Raw genomic sequence first — 16618 nt, forward strand, 5'->3', positions numbered from 1 at the left:
GTGCGCCTGGAACGGAAAGCGACGGTTGTCAGGGGTTCCCCATTTATTCTCCAACCAGAAAGGGACTATCACAGAAAATCAGTTTTCACTGACTTTCTGGACAGCCCCTTTACGAATTATTGCGGAACGCGGATTGTCCAGCGGGAGAAATCTGGGTTCTCTTTTTGTACCATCTCTTTCGGGTAAATGAAAGTCCATGGTTTTGAAGTATTCGCTTTAACGGAAAGTGGTGGAAGTGCAAAAGAGCCTTTTGCGACGACATCGCCTGTTGCGTCCACTAATTCCAATGGAAGCTTTTCAATATTAATTTGCTTTGAATGGCCGTTGCGGATGAAGATGGAAGCTGCAATTCCACCGTCTTCTTGTTTCTTCACTTGGAAGCCGGCAAAGTTCACTTCGCGCGGTTTCAATTTTGGCATTTTGTCAACTACTTTAGATAGAGCATCTTTTTGTTCATCGGACAATCCTTTTTCCCAAGCAGGATCCAACTCTAATTTGTGCGGAACCATTGATTGGACGTTAAATGCTAACTTCCAATTTTCTGTCGGCGGCTCTTCGGCAAAAATGTTCTCCTTCGTGAAGACGAATACCCATGGGCGTGAACTTTTTCCTGGAATATCGCCTAACTCTTTTAAATCGAATTCCTGTGAAGCAAGCGTTTTACCGTCTTCATCTAAAAGCATTAATTCTACTGAACCAACAGAAATCGATTGTTCAAGAGAAGAACGGAAGAATGATTTAACGAGCCAGCTGCCGTTTGCAGGTTCAATGTCAATATCGATCCCTGACAATGAAATTTGGTTCGGTTTCAATGGTTCAAGCTCATTTGCTAAAAAGCGAAATACGTATTCCTGCTCTTGCGTAAGGTTCCATTGAGGATGAAGGGAAAGCTCTGTTTCAACTTCATCGGTCCCCGCAGACTGTGCAGCGCCCTCTATAATTTCCTGGGAATCAATTGTACTGTCTGCCCCTGTTTTTTCGGTTTTCTTAAACATAGAAAATAGTTTCATGATTCTTGGGCCTCCATTTGCTGCGAAATAAGCTTCATGAAGTTAATCACTTCAGATGCGATATTTCGGCGTAATTTCTGATAATGTGTTGCGAACAATTGCAATCCTTCCCGCTGGTAAATCCGCATAGGGTCTTCCTGTCCATAGGAGCGTAAACCAATTCCTTCTTTCAGGCGGCCCATGACGTCTAAATGCTTCACCCACATCGTATCAATATGACTTAACATCACTTGCGGAATTAATTGATTGACCTGTTCATTATCAGCGAAAGTATCAAGATATGCAAATAGCTCTGCAACTGGTTGCTCATATATTTTCAGTATATCTTGTGGTTTCTCCAAAGTGCGTGGCAAGTCAAACGGCTCCAATAGCAATCCGTTCAATGTCCGTTCAATTCGATCGAAGTCATACTGATCTGGTGTTTCATTCTCTGGACAACTATCGTATATGACAAACTCGACAGCTTCGGAAACCATCGTTTTCAACTGATCGAAAAGACCTTCGCCTTCAAGGACTTTATCACGCAATGAATAAAGGACGCCGCGTTGGTCGTTGATTACATCATCCAACTTCAAGTTGTACTCACGCATTGAGAAGTGTGCCCCTTCCACAATTCGTTGAGTGCGTTCCGTCAATTCATGGACTTCCGGATTTTCAACAAGCCCTTCTTCGTTCGTTTTCACTTTTTTCATGAATTTTTCCAGATCATCTTTGGCGAAACGTTTAAACATATCGTCTTCAAGGGAAATGAAGAACTGGCTCTCACCTTTGTCTCCTTGACGGCCGGAACGACCACGCAGCTGGTTGTCGACTCGGCGGCTTTCGTGCTTCTCTGTACCTAAGACGAATAAGCCCCCATTTTCTTCTACTCCTTCGCCTAACATAATATCTGTGCCGCGACCAGCCATGTTCGTTGCGACTGTAATATGTCCAGGTTGTCCAGCTTGGGAAATTAGATCAACTTCCTGCTCGACACTTTTTGCATTCAATAGATGATAATTTAAATTATATTTATCTAAATACTGAGCGACTTTTTCGGATTGTAAAATGGATGTTGTTCCGACAAGTACAGGTTGTCCCTTTTTATGACGTTTTGCCACTTCTTTCGCAACCGCTTCATACTTTTGCTCAATCGTTGCAAAAACCTTATCCGGAGAATCTATTCTCGCACGTGGACGATTTGTCGGAATTTGAATAACTTCCATATTATAGACTTCGCGGAATTCTTTTTCTTGCGTTTTCGCTGTACCTGTCATACCGCTTAGCTTTGGATACATTCGGAAGTAGTTTTGGATTGTAATTTGTGCTTGTGCTTTATTTTCATCGGTGATCGGCAGGCCTTCTTTCGCCTCAATCGCTTGATGGAGGCCATCGGATAGTGTTCTGCCTTCCATAATACGTCCAGTGAACATATCGACAAGCTCGATCTTTTCATCGCGGACGATGTAATCGACATCTTTTTTGAATATGACATAAGCACGGACTGCTTGGATCATATAGTGATAGAGTGTTTGGTGCTCCAAGTCATATAGATTATCAATGCCGAAAGCCTTTTCGACTTGCTCGATGCCTTCGTCAGTGAGGGAAGTGGCTTTTGTTTCATCGTCAAAATCAAAATGCACACCTTGTTTAAATCGCTTTGCAAGTCGCGCGGCGATAAAATGTAAATCGGGGTCCGCCTGCATCTTACCTGCGACAATTAAAGGTGTTTTCGCTTCATCGATCAAAACGCTGTCGACTTCATCGATAATGGCGAAATGATACGGGCGCTGCACTTTTTGAGAAGGATGCTGCACCATATTATCCCGCAAGTAGTCAAAGCCGAATTCTGTTCCTACTCCGTAAGTAATGTCTGCCAAATAGGCTTCTTGTTTCGCAGGTCCTTGCATCATCGGCACGTTCAAACCGACAGACAAACCTAAGAAACGGTGAATTTGGCCGATTTGTTCGTAGTCACGTTTTGCAAGATAGTCGTTCACTGTAATGACATGAACTCCTTTGCCTTCCAAAGCTCTAACATAAGACGGCAAGGAAGCGACAAGCGTTTTACCTTCACCAGTAGGCATCTCAGCGATATTGCCTTCCGTTAATACGAGGCCGCCGATCAGCTGTACGTCGAAATGGCGCATGCCTAATACGCGCTTGGATGCTTCGCGAACGACAGCAAATGCATCAGGTACGATTGCTTGCAGCGCTTCTCCTGCCGCTAACTGTTCTTTGAAAACTTCCGTCATATGAGCCAATTCTTCATCTGACATCGGTTCGTATTTTGATTCTAATTTATTTATCTGTTGGACAACTTTACGATATTTGCGAAGTTGTCTTTCGCTTGTTTGATTTGAACGCTTAAACATTGATAACATAATAATAGACGCTCCTTTATGTAACTTGATTCAGCAGAAGTCCCCACTTTTTGTGACGGGGATAAATACAAGACTATGTTTCAAATCAGAGGCAGTTCGACTCCTAACTGATTCAAGCTAAGCCTCCGGCCGATGTTACGGATAGTTTGGGAAGCTTCGAGCAGGCTCGAAAAAATCCGTACGTAATCATGCCTTGGCCTGTTTGATTCCAATGCGGATTCTGTTCTATTTTATCAAACAAAAACTGAAATGACTACCTTGAACAGGAATTGTATAATAATAGTATGGAATGTTGCAGAATAGAGGTCTTGTGAATAGGGTACAGTAGTGGCAAACTGGTCAAATAATAAAGTGGGATGCTTTCCTTTTCTAAACATGCTATAATACTTGTGGCTATCTAAATAATTGTTTTCTCGGGGAGGAAGGACATGTTATTCCTTGCTATGGCTGTTGCATTTGCAGCTTCCATTATACTTACTCCGCTCGTTATGAAATTGGCGTTTAGGATCGGCGCAGTCGATCGTCCGAACTATCGGAAAGTGCATGCAACCATCATGCCTCGTATGGGCGGCATGGCAATATTCGGCGCCTTCATGATCGGTTATTTGGTATTGCGCCCTTCAGACGAGCATGCAGTCGGAATTCTAATCGGAGCCGTTATCATTATTTTAACAGGCTTTCTGGATGATATGTTAGAAATTACCGCCAAAGCGAAATTAGCAGGCCAATTGGTTGCTGCTGGCGTCGCTGTTACATGGGGCGGCTTACAAATTGATTTTATTAATTTACCGTTTTTTGGCCAACTTGATTTTGGATACTTTAGCATTCCAATTACGATCATTTGGATTATTGGAATTACAAACGCTATCAATCTCATTGATGGATTGGATGGCTTGGCGGCAGGGGTTTCTACAATTACACTTATTTCAATGACTGTCATGGCAGTTTTAATGGGAAATGTGTTTGTTGTAGCAACGACTGCAATATTAGCCGCAAGCGCATTAGGGTTCTTATTTTTTAATTTCCATCCTGCCAAGATTTTCATGGGGGATACGGGATCTTTATTTTTAGGATATATGATAGCTGTTTTGGCCCTTTTAGGTTTTAAAAACATGACGGTCATATCTTTGATCATCCCAGTAATTATGTTAGGTGTTCCAATTTCGGACACATTCTTTGCAATTGTTCGCCGAATAAGGATGAAACAGCCTATTTCAGCTCCTGACAAATCGCATTTGCATCATTGCTTATTGCGTGTAGGCTTTTCGCATAGACAAACGGTGTTGATTATTTACGGAATCGCCATTTTATTTGGCGTAGCTGCTGTCCTTTTCTCGCAGGCGACTGTTTGGGGAGCGATTGTTCTCATTGTCGTCATGCTAATTGCGATTGAATTGTTCGTTGAAATTATTGGTTTAGCGGGCACGAATTATCGGCCATTATTGAATCTTGTCCGTATGATTGGAAAATAGTCAATGTAAAATCGGCGATGTACGAGCCTATCGTACATCGCCGATTTTTAGATTCGTTTGGCGGCAAGTATGTTTTGCATAACTGTATAAAGGGAAGCATTTCAGTATAAAGAAAAAGGCTATTCAGGATTGCTTAAAATCCTTAAATAGCCTTTTCTCATATTGAATTAATTTGAAAGATCATCTGAGCTATTTGCTGTTTCGTCTACCGACCCGATATTGCCATTACTATCAGTAAGAGCAGAAGAATCCGGAATCAACCCTAAATGCGATTTTAAAATTTGCCGGATGTTTTCTAAGTCTTGTTCATCTAATTTATAGTAATAGACACCTGTCGACCAATCATCGTAGCCTTTTATTGTAATCGCGTCAATATCAGGCATGCCGCCTTTACCATATTCCCAGAAAGACGTCATTTCTTTAAAGGTCATATCGGTTTTCATATTATCACCGACAGCATCGATGACATCGCCGTATTTCGTGATTGATTTGACGGATACCATTTCCTTAATGATTGCTTGAAGAATCATCTGTTGGCGTTTTCCACGTTCTAAATCACTATCTAACTTACGAGTTCTAGCGAGTGCAAGCGCATGTCTTCCATCAAGAACTTGAAGTCCTTTTTTCAACTGAATTGTATTTTTGTCATTTTCGTCTTTTTCAAGACGGTCATAAGGCACTTCAACTTCAATGCCGCCCAATGCATCGACAACTTCGATGAATGCATTGAAATTCATTTTAATATAGTAGTCGATTGGAATATCCAACATTTCCTCGACTGTTTCAATTGCAGCATGTGTGCCGCCAAAAGCATGTGCATGTGTAATTTTGTCGTTATATTTCACTTTTGGGATATAAACGTAAGCATCACGCGGAATGCTAAGCAGCTTCACAGATTTCTCTTCCGGATTGAACGTAGCGACAAGCAAAGCATCTGAACGGCTATTGGCGTCCCCTTGCATACGCTTTTCACTATCGTCTACACCAATTAATAAAATGGAAACATTGTCTTTGGCAGGTTCCACTTTTGCCTCAGCACGTAGCTCCGATTTCGGTGTTTCCGGCACAGCCTCGAATGCCCGGTCAACAGCCTGTTCCGCTTTTTGTTGCAACGACAGCGCGTAAGCCGCAATAAGTAAAAGAGCGGACAAGGAGAATAGCAAACCGACTTTTATGGCCAGTCGCTTTTTTGACGATTTCTTTTTAAATTTCTTAAAATCTTTTCTTTTCATATCTCGTAAGAGCCTCCAAGAAAATTGGCATTGGATTGCAAATCCGCGCCAACTTATTTAGCCATTATGATGGCTCGACAGTTAAACGGCATATCACAGTCGAAATGCCTATTTCATGCAACTATCAGTCAACTTTCATCATTATACTATTAAATATCTTTCTCGTATACTGTTTCACGCATCAAATTCAAGGAAGATTGTCGAATTCGCTGATATTTCTGCCTGGCCATTCGTCATTTCTGTAATCCAATCGTAAAATTTATCGGTTTCTGCCATTGGAACATACATGACGATGCGCACATTTTCTTCGTAAAGCATTTCTTTTAAAGGATATGGTGATTGCCGCAGTTCGTTTTCAACTTTACCAAGCCATGTATAGTCTATGGTGATATTGACGATTTGATGCAATTTACGTTCGACTACACCAGTTGCTGCGATCCCTTCGGTTGTAGCGCGTCCATAAGCTCGTATTAGGCCGCCTCCTCCTAATTTAATGCCTCCAAAGTAGCGGGTTACAACAACTGCCGTATCTTTTAACCCTTGCTTCTTTAAAACCTCTAACATGGGTACGCCAGCGGTCCCGGAAGGTTCTCCATCATCGTTCGCTTTTTGAATTTGATCGTGCTCTCCAATCATATATGCCGAGCAATTGTGAGTGGCGTTATGGTGCTTTTTTTTAATTTCCTGGATGAACTCAATTGCTTCCTCTTCAGTCTCCACCCGTCTTACATAGGTAAGGAACCGTGATTTCTGTATGACGATTTCACTTTCGCCTTCAAGTTTGACGGTACGATAATCCTCTCTCATTTGCTACACTCCTGTCACTTGTAATACAATCTTAATACGCAAATAGGTATATGATGATATAATATCAAAGTGTATAAGGAATTCAGGAATACTGCAACATACCCTATGTTGTACGATCGAGCAGGATGCGGGAGGGGTTGGATTGGCAGAGAAGACAATCGACATACAAAAATTGGAAAATATATTTGACAATATGGTTAATGTAATGGATAAGTCCAAAAATGATATTTTCACGATCAGTGAGCAAAGTCGTCAAAGTTACCATGACATGCGCAAAGAATTGGAAATCATAAAAGAGGACATTTCCCGGGTAATAACTGAGGGAGATTATTTAGAAGACATGACTCGCCATTCTCGCAGACGGCTCGCCGATGTGTCGAAAAACTTCTTGAATTATTCCGAGGAAGAAGTGCGCCAAGCTTATGAAGTTGCGAATGACCTTCTTGTCCGCCTATCGATCAATCGGATGGAAGAAAAACAGTTACGCGTCCGCAGAGACGAATTGGATCGCCGAATCGTCGCATTGCTTGAGACGATCGAACGAGCAGACCATTTAGTCAATCAAGTAACAACGGTCATTACATATTTGACTTCCGATTTGAAAAAAGTCGGTGAGGCGCTGGAAACTGCTCGTCAAAAGCAAGAATTTGCCATACAAATTATCCAGGCGCAAGAAGATGAAAGAAAGCGCCTCTCTCGGGATATCCATGATGGCCCGGCTCAAATGCTTGCAAATGTTCTGCTTCGCTCCGGCCTGATTGAAAAATCCTTTGTCGAAAAAGGCCCTCAGGCTGCCTTGTCCGAACTGAGTCAATTGAAGGAAATGGTGCGCAATGCCCTCCATGAAGTTCGGCGGATCATATATGATCTTCGGCCGATGGCGCTTGATGATTTAGGGCTAATTCCGACATTGCGAAAATATGTATCGACTGTTATGGAGTATGACAAAGGTGTTACGATCCATTTTATGAATAATGGACAAGAAAGACGATTTGATTCGAACATCGAAGTTGCCATTTTTAGACTTGTGCAAGAATCCATTTCCAACGCCGTAAAACATGGTAATTCAAGGGATGTTTGGGTGAAAGTAGAATGGCTTCGTGATACAATGAATATTGTCGTGAAAGATAACGGTAAAGGCTTTGATCAAAACGAAACGAAAGAAAAATCATTTGGTATTATCGGGATGCGCGAGCGAATTGAACTGCTTCGAGGCGAGATGAAAATTATGTCTACAATCGACAGCGGTACAACAGTGCTATTCCGTGTTCCTTTAGAAAAAAGTAACTTTGTTGAATAGGGATTGGGAGGGAATGACTATGACAAAAATATTGATAGTGGATGATCACCAATTATTCCGTGAAGGAGTAAAGAGAATTCTTGATTTTGAAGATTCATTCGAGGTGGTAGGTGAAGGAGACGATGGCAGCGAGGTAGTGGAGCTGTACCGTCAATTTGAACCTGATGTCGTCCTGATGGATATTAATATGCCAGGAACGAACGGTGTTGACGCAACTGAAAACTTGAAAAATGAATTTCCAGATGCGAAAGTAATTATGCTTTCAATCCATGATGATGAATCGTATGTGTCACATGCTTTGAAATCGGGTGCATTAGGATATATGCTGAAAGAAATGGATGCGGACGCAATCGTTCAGGCGATTAAAGTTGTCGCAGCAGGTGGTTCTTACTTGCATCCGAAAGTGACGCATAATTTAGTTTCGGAATTCCGCAGACTAAGCGAAAGAGAGCATAAAGGCTCGTTCCATCAGAATGACATTCGTCGCCCACTGCATTTGTTGACGAAACGTGAATGTGAAGTTCTCCAATTGTTGACAGACGGACAAAGCAACCGGACAATCGGAGAAACACTTTTCATTTCTGAAAAGACGGTAAAAAACCACGTTTCCAGCATTTTGCAAAAGATGGGCGTCAACGATCGTACGCAAGCTGTCGTAACAGCTATTAAAAACGGTTGGGTTGAAGTGAAGTAAAAATATATTTTAGCTAACAAAGACTATAGGCAAAGTATTTGTTCACTTTGTCTACAGTCTTTTTAAGGTTTTTAGTCATGGGATAGGTGTTTGTCCAACTTGGCTTGAAAACGCTTGCCATGTAGAGGGCAGTTTTATTGTGCAACGTTCTGCATGCCTTTCGAAGGAGAGGCAACAATTTGCAGCAATGATCGCATGACACGCATCCAACAGATCTCGAAGTATGCAAGTGTTTGTCAACAAGATAGGCCATTCTATTTGGAAGGCCTTTTTATTTTGAAGTAGAATGGTGCAGGAGGAGATTATACAATGAAAAGAACGATATTCTTGTCGATTGCAGCTTCCATGCTTTTATTAGGAGCATGTGGCAAAGAGGATGATCCGAATGTGAATACAGGATCAGTTGATGATGGAGAAAAGACTAGTGAATTTGGTTCAATAGATCATGGCATCGATGAAAGCGGAGAAGTGGGGTTCAATTTATCGGGAGAAACAATCGAAGAAGCTACGAACGTCTCGGAAGAGGAAAAAAAATTGATTCTCCAAGCGTTTGATGAGTATATGGCTGCTTTTAACTCACAAGATGTCGATCGTTATATGGAAACGTTATCCAAAAATCCGAAAGGCTTTTCGATTGAAGAAGAACGGACTTATACGGAAGATGTTTTTCAAGAATATGAAGTGAGCAGGGAAGCAACGGATGTAACAATTGTTAAATTTAACGAGGACGAAAATGAAGCACAAGTTTTTGCGAATCTACAAACTGTATTTAAGCAAAAATCAACAGCTTTGGAAACGAAACCGACTGGAAGGCAAGTGACAGTCATGGTGAAAGAAGACGATGGTTGGAAAGTGACTGCTGTCCATTATATTGGTGATGCAGACAAGCCTCAATAGGAATAGAGCCGCTTCGCATTTTATTTTGCGCAGGCGGTTTTTTGTTTTCAGAAAGAGGCACTGGTGAATATTGGATTCCCTAAATATGTTGATATTTTTAAGGTATATGCATATAATAGGAACAAATGTTCTTTCGGGAGGAGGAAATGAGATGCCTTTAATTCCTGCGAAGGCATTGCCTCATTTTGAAAATATGATTTATTTGCCAATGGTCATCATTATCTTGCAACGTGATCGGGAGCTGGTCGAAAAAGGGCCATTCAAATTGAAAGGCCCTTATATCCGATTGATTGACGGTGCGATGAAACAAGTACAGTCCGAATTGCAAGAGACGAAAGCGTATTTGAGACGCCATGATATGAAAGTGCTACGCAATAAGGGAGATGAGCTTTTCACCGAGTATATTTTTATGAATGGCGGCTACGAAGATTATCGTCGATATTTAAATGTTCGGCTACGCAACCGGACAGAGGAATTGCTTAGTGCCTATTTTGCGATGGCAAAAACGTAAAAGGGTTGTATTCGGGAAATAAGTGGGCTGAGCGATTTAAGTCTTTTTGCTTTTTGAAAAAGTCTCTTTCAAGCAGTCCGGCAAAAGTATACTGTCTATAGAGGGTAGTGGCAGAGACGTTCAATTTTACTTTTACTCCATTTTCCAAATGTACCGTGCAGCCTAAATCGTCAGCTACGATATTGCTGATCGCTTGATAGGAAATCCATACATTTTGCTCTGAATGCGGTGATAATGTCGGCAAGAAAATAACAGGAGTGCCAACAGAGTGAGCATGGGCGATGAGTATAGGGACTTTGTGCACGTTCCCTAAGAAAAGTTTAGAGGAATTTTGCAAAATTTGATAAGAACTGCCATAAAATTCGCATGATCTTGAAACGATTGCCAAAGGTTTGGAAGGAACAATAAACGTGTTGTCGCGTTCAATGACTTTCGTATCGAATTGAAATCCGTCTTTTTGCGGCTGCAACATATACGTCTTGTAGGAAATAATATATTTTCCTTTGTTATGATTCATAACCAAATGCCCCCTTTAGTTTTACTTTTATATTCCATTATAAGACAGAAAATTTTAAAAGCAACCATTTTAATGAATAATTTGGACTATAATGTAAAATAAGTCTATTTCCCTGTAAATGAATGGGGAAAAATGATGTAGATAAAACAAAAAAGAATCATCTGTAAATAATGCTTTCAGATGATTCTCGTCATACGCTCTTTCAAGACAAACTAAGGAGTCAATGAATACAGTCTGCTGTTCAAGCTTTGTTTTGATATTCGAGGGCAGCGGCACCTAATGTTTTAGCGGCGATGAGCATTGCTTTTTCATCGATATCGAATTTTGGATGATGGTGTGGATAAGGGGTTTCAGGCTGGGCACCAGTGAAGAAGAACGTGCCGGGCACTTTTTCAAGATAATAAGCAAAATCTTCCCCACCCATTTGTGGCTCCGTTTCAACGACAGCGTCTACGCCAGGTACTGTTTCTGCTACTTCCTTTAAAAATGTTGTCTCGGCCTCATGGTTAACGACAGCAGGATAGCCACGGAAATATTCAAATTGGATTTCACAATTATGGGATAGCGCTGTTCCTTCGACGATACGTCTCATTTCCTGTTCCATCATTTGACGAATTTCAGGTTTAAATGTCCGGACAGTACCACCTAATTTGGCAGAATCTGCAATTACGTTAAATGCATTATCTGCAACAAATGATCCGATAGAAAGGACTGCCGATTCGATCGGGTCTATGCGCCGGGATACGATTTGTTGCAAATTCATGACGAGTTGCGCACCGATTGCAATGGCATCTTTCGTTTGGTGAGGTGAAGCTCCGTGGCCTCCGGCGCCCTGAATGATAATTTCGAACCGATCCGCAGCAGCCATAATAGGCCCGCTTAAATATTCAATCGTCTTCGATGGAAAAAGCGACCATAAATGTGTCCCGAAAATAACATCTACACCGTCGAGACAGCCATCTTCAATCATAGAAATAGCTCCGCCAGGCGCATATTCCTCAGCGTGTTGATGAATGAAAACATATTCGCCTGCAAGATCCTCACGCAGCTCGTTAATAGCCTTAGCCAGTTGCAATAGAGTGGCAGTATGTCCATCATGTCCACAAGCATGCATCACGTTCGGTACTGTTGAACGATAAGGTACATCCTTCTCATCATGAATTGGCAATGCATCAAAATCCGCGCGCAATGCGACCGTTTTGCCAGGCCTGCCTCCTTTAATACGGGCAACGACCCCGTTGCCGCCAACACCTGTTTGGACGTCAATACCCAAGTCTGCGTAAAAATTATAGATATATTTTGCGGTTTCATGTTCTTGAAAAGATAACTCGGGATGCATATGAAGGTATCTTCTCATGACGACCATCTCTTCATAAGCGTTATCCAACTTTTCGAACAGCAGCTCATTCATTCCAATTCCCCCTAAATCATCTCTTTTGTATAATAATTATAAATTATAGCAATACAGCTGGTGGGCGGCAAACAGGTCCGTTTGGAATGAAGGGAGTTATTCGTCATCTTCTTTCGCTACATAAGTCGTAATGTAGGAAGCGCTTGTGAAAATATGAGTCGTGTTGTCGGCATATTCTTTCGTGTTAAGCTGTTCATGTGATTTTTTAAACGCAGCGGAATGCTTCCATAAATCGAAGTAAGAGGACTCTTTCCATTCCGTCAAAACGATATACGTATCCGATTCCAATGGACGTAATAAACGGAAAGCGACAAATCCCGGTTGAGTGTCCATTAGCTCGGCACGTTTTGAAAAACGATGTTCAAAAACAGGGCGTCCCTCGTCGCTCACTGGAATATTGTTGAAAACGAAAAATCCTTCATGCTCAAGTTGCCCCGAAGAGCTGATCACTTCATATTTTCTCGGAGATTGAAAGACGGATTTGCCTTCTGTTTCATGCAATAAAAGTGTGTGGCCTTCGCCGTGCATCATGATGATTTGTTCTTTGGAATGCTTTTCTCGTACAGTGTCCATAAAGCTCCTAGTGCCAGTTGTCATATAAATATTCATCATAGTTACCTCCTATACGATCGTATTCATATTTTCCCCCAATACGGTAAATAAAACAAACATTGACGAAATGATGGCAAAATCGGACGAACAATTGCGCACAATTATATGACAAGAAGGTATAACACTATACATTACAAGCGGAAACGTCTATATTGGTAAGCGGAAACGTCTTAGATTATAATTATTATAAATGAAAGTAGGAATCGATTTATGACAACTTTTAACGATACACTGCTTCGAGCGGCAAGAGGCGAAAAAGTCGGTCATACGCCTGTATGGTTTATGAGACAGGCTGGCCGTTCGCAACCTGAATACCGAAAAATAAAAGAGAAATACTCCTTAGAAGAAATTACACACCAGCCAGAGCTTTGTGCATATGTAACAAAATTGCCTGTAGATCAATATAATGTGGACGCCGCAATTTTATACAAAGATATCGTTACGCCGCTTCCTGGAATCGGAGTAGACGTAAAAATTAAGCCTAATGTTGGTCCGGTCATTTCGAATCCGATTCGTTCAGTGCAAGATGTTCGCAACTTAGGAGAGTTTTCTCCAGAGGAGCATATTCCTTTCGTATTGGATACGATTAAAATTTTAACGAAAGAACAGCTAACTGTTCCGCTTATCGGATTCGCAGGGGCTCCATTTACTTTAGCAAGCTATATGATTGAAGGCGGTCCGTCAAAAGGTTACCATTTAACGAAAGCGTTCATGGTATCCGAATCTGAGGCGTGGTTCGCACTTATGGACAAGTTGGGTGATACGATCATTGCATCCATTACTGCTCAAGTACAAGCGGGAGCGAAAGCAATTCAAGTGTTTGATTCATGGGTAGGGGCGTTGAATGTCGAGGATTACCGCATGTATGTCAAGCCGGTTATGAACCGGATCTTTTCAGAAATCCGCAAGCTGAATATTCCTGTTATTACATTCGGCGTAGGAGCAAGCCATCTTGCAAATGAGTGGCATGACTTGCCGGTGGATGTAGTTGGCCTTGATTGGCGCTTATCGATTAAAGAAGCAGGCGAGCGCGGATTGACAAAAACATTGCAAGGCAACTTGGATCCGTCATTGCTATTAGCTGACTGGAAGGCTATTGAAGAAAAAGCAAAGACGATCATTGAGCAAGGTGTCGAGCATGGGGGCCATATTTTCAACTTGGGCCATGGCGTCTTCCCTGATGTGCAGCCAGCAACATTGAAAAAGCTTACTGAATTTGTACATGAATATAGCGCGCAGTTACGTAAATAACTGTAATTATACTTTTTGAAAGAGGTGTCCCTATTGACAAAGAAAAAAATGGGTCTATTAGTAATGGCGTACGGAACGCCATATAAAGAAGAAGATATCGAACCATATTACACGCACATTCGCCACGGCCGTCCGCCTGCACCAGAGCAGTTGGAAGACTTGAAAAGCCGTTACAAAGCAATTGGAGGAATTTCTCCTTTGGCGAAAATTACGGAAAACCAAGCGAATGCTCTATGCGACAAGCTAAACGCTATGCAAGATGAAATTGAGTTCAAAGTGTATGTAGGACTGAAACATATTACGCCATTCATTGAAGAAGCAGTTGAACAAATGAATAATGACGGTATTAAAGAAGTAGTTTCGGTCGTCTTGGCGCCACATTACTCTTCCTTCTCGGTAAAATCGTACAATACTCGTGCGAAAGAGGAAGCTGAAAAACACGGCATTTCAATTACATCTGTAGAGAGCTGGTACAAACAGCCGAAATTCATTTCCTATTGGGCGGAAAAAGTACGCAGCACGTTTGACAGCATGGAAGAAAATCAAAGAGAGAAAGCATGCCTGGTCGTTTCCGCGCATTCATTGCCAGAAAAAATCAAGCAATTCGGCGATCCATATCCAGATCAATTGGAAGAAACAGCAAAACTGATTGCAGATGCTGCAAATGTGAAACAATACGCAGTTGGCTGGCAAAGTGAAGGCCAAACTGGAGAGCCTTGGTTAGGGCCTGATGTTCAAGATTTAACGAGAGATTTGCATAATGAAAAAGGCTATGAAGCGTTCGTTTATACACCGGTAGGCTTCGTATCGGATCACTTGGAAGTCCTCTATGACAATGATTATGAGTGTAAAGTCGTTTGTGATGAAATCGGAGCTGCCTACTATCGACCTGAAATGCCAAATACAAATCCGCTATTCATCGAATCGATAGCAGATGCGGTTTTAGAACAATTAAAAGAAGCCTGATCACGGATAGGAAGTGATGATGGACATGGATGAACAGAAAAAGAAAGTCGTTGTCGCGGGCGGAGGCATTACAGGGCTCGCTGCTGCGTTTTATTTGCAAAAAACGGCTAGGGAACAGCAATTGCCGGTGGACGTATTGCTTATCGAAGCATCGAATCGGTTAGGCGGCAAAATACAAACGGTCCGACGAGATGGATTTGTCATTGAGCGAGGTCCGGATAGTTTCCTAATCCGTAAAAAAAGCATGGACCAGTTCGCGAAGGACTTAGGCATTGAAAATGAGCTTGTCCGCAACGCGACAGGGCAGGCATATATACTTGTCAATGAAGAGCTTCAGCCGATTCCGGCAGGATCCGTTATGGGCATACCGACAAAAATGGGACCATTCATGAAATCCAATCTATTTTCCGTATCTGGCAAGCTGCGTGTGGCAGGAGACTTTTTCCTGCCGCGGTCAGGGGCAGAAGGCGATCAATCATTGGGAAAGTTTTTTCGACGCAGATTTGGCGGGGAAATAGTAGAAAACTTGATCGAGCCGCTTCTATCCGGGGTATATGCTGGAGACATAGACCATATGAGCTTGCAGGCGACTTACCCGCAATTTTATGAGGTAGAAAAACGCCATCGAAGCCTTATCTTAGGCATGAAAAAAACAACGCCAAAGCAAGTGCCTCAAAAAAATGGACATGGTGCATCAAAACAAGGCGCTTTCCACTCATTTCGTAACGGCTTGGAATCGATCGTGGAAGCTGCGGAGGCGAAGTTAGAACCGGGCTCCGTCTTGAAAGGGCGCCGGATTGAACAAATCGACCGACGAGATGGAAAAGCAATCCTTCAACTCAATAATGGTGAAATCATCGAGGCGGATTCCGTCATTATGGCGACTGATCATATGACGGCAAGCCATCTCTTCGCCCCGCACGGCTTGCTTTCAGACTTGCAAGATATTAAAACGACTTCAGTTGCGACAGTCGCTTTGGCATTCCCGAAAGATGCAGTCGTGCAAGATATGGAAGGCACTGGATTTTTAGTATCCCGCAGTAGCGATTATTCGATCACTGCCTGTACATGGGTGCACCGCAAATGGCCAACAACTACGCCGGAAGGAAAAGTATTGCTCCGAGCATTTGTAGGGCGGGTAGGAGATGAAACGATCGTCGATTTACCGGATGATGAGATTGAACGAATTGTTCTATCGGATCTAAGTAAAATTATTCAAATTAACGGCAAACCTGATTTCACTGTCATTACACGCTTCAAAGAAGACCGGCCGCAATACCGGGTCGGCCATCGGCAACGAGTCGAAGCAGCACGGGCAGAGTTGAAAAGCCAATTCCCGAACGTAAAATTGGCAGGGGCCGCTTACGATGGCGTCGGACTCCCAGATTGCATCAATCAAGGCAAAGCAGCTGTCGAAGAGGTCATAGCCGATTTATTCGGATAAAAAGTTTGTATACTTGGTTCAACCCCCGAAAGTTAGAGTAGTGAATCTAACTTTCGGGGATTTTTTATTTGGCTCGGGGGCGAAAAAGGAGAGGGAGGGGGTGATGAGCTCTCTATCCGAATGGGAATGCG

General features: G+C 42.3%; 15 protein-coding genes. 8 read left to right on the forward strand and 7 right to left on the reverse strand.

Annotated features, from left to right (window positions below; all coding sequences use genetic code 11):
* Window positions 1-116: 116 nt before the first annotated feature.
* Complete coding sequence (locus tag WFH04_RS00005; protein ID WP_336821987.1) at window positions 117-1010, reverse strand: accessory Sec system S-layer assembly protein; 894 nt, start codon at window positions 1008-1010, stop codon at window positions 117-119.
* The gene (secA2, locus tag WFH04_RS00010) at window positions 1007-3373 is read right to left on the reverse strand and encodes an accessory Sec system translocase SecA2 (RefSeq protein WP_336821988.1); all 2367 of its coding nucleotides are present in this window, start codon (window positions 3371-3373) and stop codon (window positions 1007-1009) included. The genes WFH04_RS00005 and secA2 overlap by 4 nt, the downstream gene beginning before the upstream one ends.
* Before the next feature lie 428 nt (window positions 3374-3801).
* On the opposite strand from secA2, the gene WFH04_RS00015 reads away from it, so the two are divergent.
* Complete coding sequence (locus tag WFH04_RS00015; protein WP_336821989.1) at window positions 3802-4845, forward strand: glycosyltransferase family 4 protein; 1044 nt, start codon at window positions 3802-3804, stop codon at window positions 4843-4845.
* Window positions 4846-5012: 167 nt separating this feature from the next.
* Here WFH04_RS00015 and WFH04_RS00020 read toward each other — a convergent pair whose 3' ends face one another.
* The gene (locus WFH04_RS00020; RefSeq protein WP_336821990.1) at window positions 5013-6077 is read right to left on the reverse strand and encodes an LCP family protein; all 1065 of its coding nucleotides are present in this window, start codon (window positions 6075-6077) and stop codon (window positions 5013-5015) included.
* A gap of 174 nt (window positions 6078-6251) precedes the next feature.
* A complete protein-coding gene (locus WFH04_RS00025) occupies window positions 6252-6884 on the reverse strand; it encodes a YigZ family protein (protein WP_336821991.1) in 633 nt (210 codons plus the stop codon).
* 142 nt (window positions 6885-7026) lie between these two features.
* Between WFH04_RS00025 and WFH04_RS00030 the strand changes: the two genes are divergently transcribed.
* The 4 genes from WFH04_RS00030 to WFH04_RS00045 all read left to right on the forward strand — a co-directional run bounded on the left by WFH04_RS00030 (window position 7027) and on the right by WFH04_RS00045 (window position 10286).
* Window positions 7027-8184 (forward strand): sensor histidine kinase, encoded by a 1158-nt coding sequence (locus tag WFH04_RS00030; protein WP_336821992.1) that lies wholly within the window; start codon window positions 7027-7029, stop codon window positions 8182-8184.
* Between the two features lie 19 nt (window positions 8185-8203).
* Window positions 8204-8878 (forward strand): response regulator, encoded by a 675-nt coding sequence (locus WFH04_RS00035; protein ID WP_336821993.1) that lies wholly within the window; start codon window positions 8204-8206, stop codon window positions 8876-8878.
* Window positions 8879-9187: 309 nt separating this feature from the next.
* Window positions 9188-9775, forward strand: coding sequence for a nuclear transport factor 2 family protein (locus WFH04_RS00040; RefSeq protein WP_336821994.1), 588 nt, complete (start codon window positions 9188-9190; stop codon window positions 9773-9775).
* A 151-nt stretch (window positions 9776-9926) separates the two neighbouring features.
* Window positions 9927-10286 (forward strand): YhjD family protein, encoded by a 360-nt coding sequence (locus WFH04_RS00045; RefSeq protein ID WP_336821995.1) that lies wholly within the window; start codon window positions 9927-9929, stop codon window positions 10284-10286.
* Here WFH04_RS00045 and WFH04_RS00050 read toward each other — a convergent pair.
* The 3 genes from WFH04_RS00050 to WFH04_RS00060 all read right to left on the reverse strand — a co-directional run bounded on the left by WFH04_RS00050 (window position 10255) and on the right by WFH04_RS00060 (window position 12823).
* Entirely contained in the window at window positions 10255-10803 is a 549-nt protein-coding gene (locus WFH04_RS00050; protein WP_336821996.1) for a competence protein ComK, read from the reverse strand. The genes WFH04_RS00045 and WFH04_RS00050 overlap by 32 nt on opposite strands.
* Window positions 10804-11044: 241 nt before the next feature.
* Window positions 11045-12214, reverse strand: coding sequence for a M20 metallopeptidase family protein (locus WFH04_RS00055; protein ID WP_336821997.1), 1170 nt, complete (start codon window positions 12212-12214; stop codon window positions 11045-11047).
* A gap of 96 nt (window positions 12215-12310) precedes the next feature.
* A complete protein-coding gene (locus tag WFH04_RS00060) occupies window positions 12311-12823 on the reverse strand; it encodes an antibiotic biosynthesis monooxygenase family protein (protein WP_336821998.1) in 513 nt (170 codons plus the stop codon).
* 213 nt (window positions 12824-13036) lie between these two features.
* Between WFH04_RS00060 and hemE the strand changes: the two genes are divergently transcribed.
* Genes hemE through hemY form a run of 3 tightly spaced genes read left to right on the forward strand, consistent with a single transcriptional unit; the run spans window position 13037 to window position 16487 of the window.
* Complete coding sequence (gene hemE, locus WFH04_RS00065) at window positions 13037-14077, forward strand: uroporphyrinogen decarboxylase (RefSeq protein WP_336821999.1); 1041 nt, start codon at window positions 13037-13039, stop codon at window positions 14075-14077.
* A gap of 33 nt (window positions 14078-14110) precedes the next feature.
* Window positions 14111-15043, forward strand: coding sequence for a ferrochelatase (gene hemH, locus WFH04_RS00070; protein WP_336822000.1), 933 nt, complete (start codon window positions 14111-14113; stop codon window positions 15041-15043).
* A gap of 25 nt (window positions 15044-15068) precedes the next feature.
* Window positions 15069-16487 carry a protoporphyrinogen oxidase gene (hemY, locus tag WFH04_RS00075; protein WP_336822001.1) on the forward strand — a complete coding sequence of 473 codons (1419 nt, stop codon included), beginning with the start codon at window positions 15069-15071 and terminating at the stop codon, window positions 16485-16487.
* Window positions 16488-16618 lie beyond the last annotated feature (131 nt).

This window comes from Sporosarcina sp. USHLN248, assembly GCF_037144575.1.
GTDB lineage: Bacteria > Bacillota > Bacilli > Bacillales_A > Planococcaceae > Sporosarcina > Sporosarcina contaminans.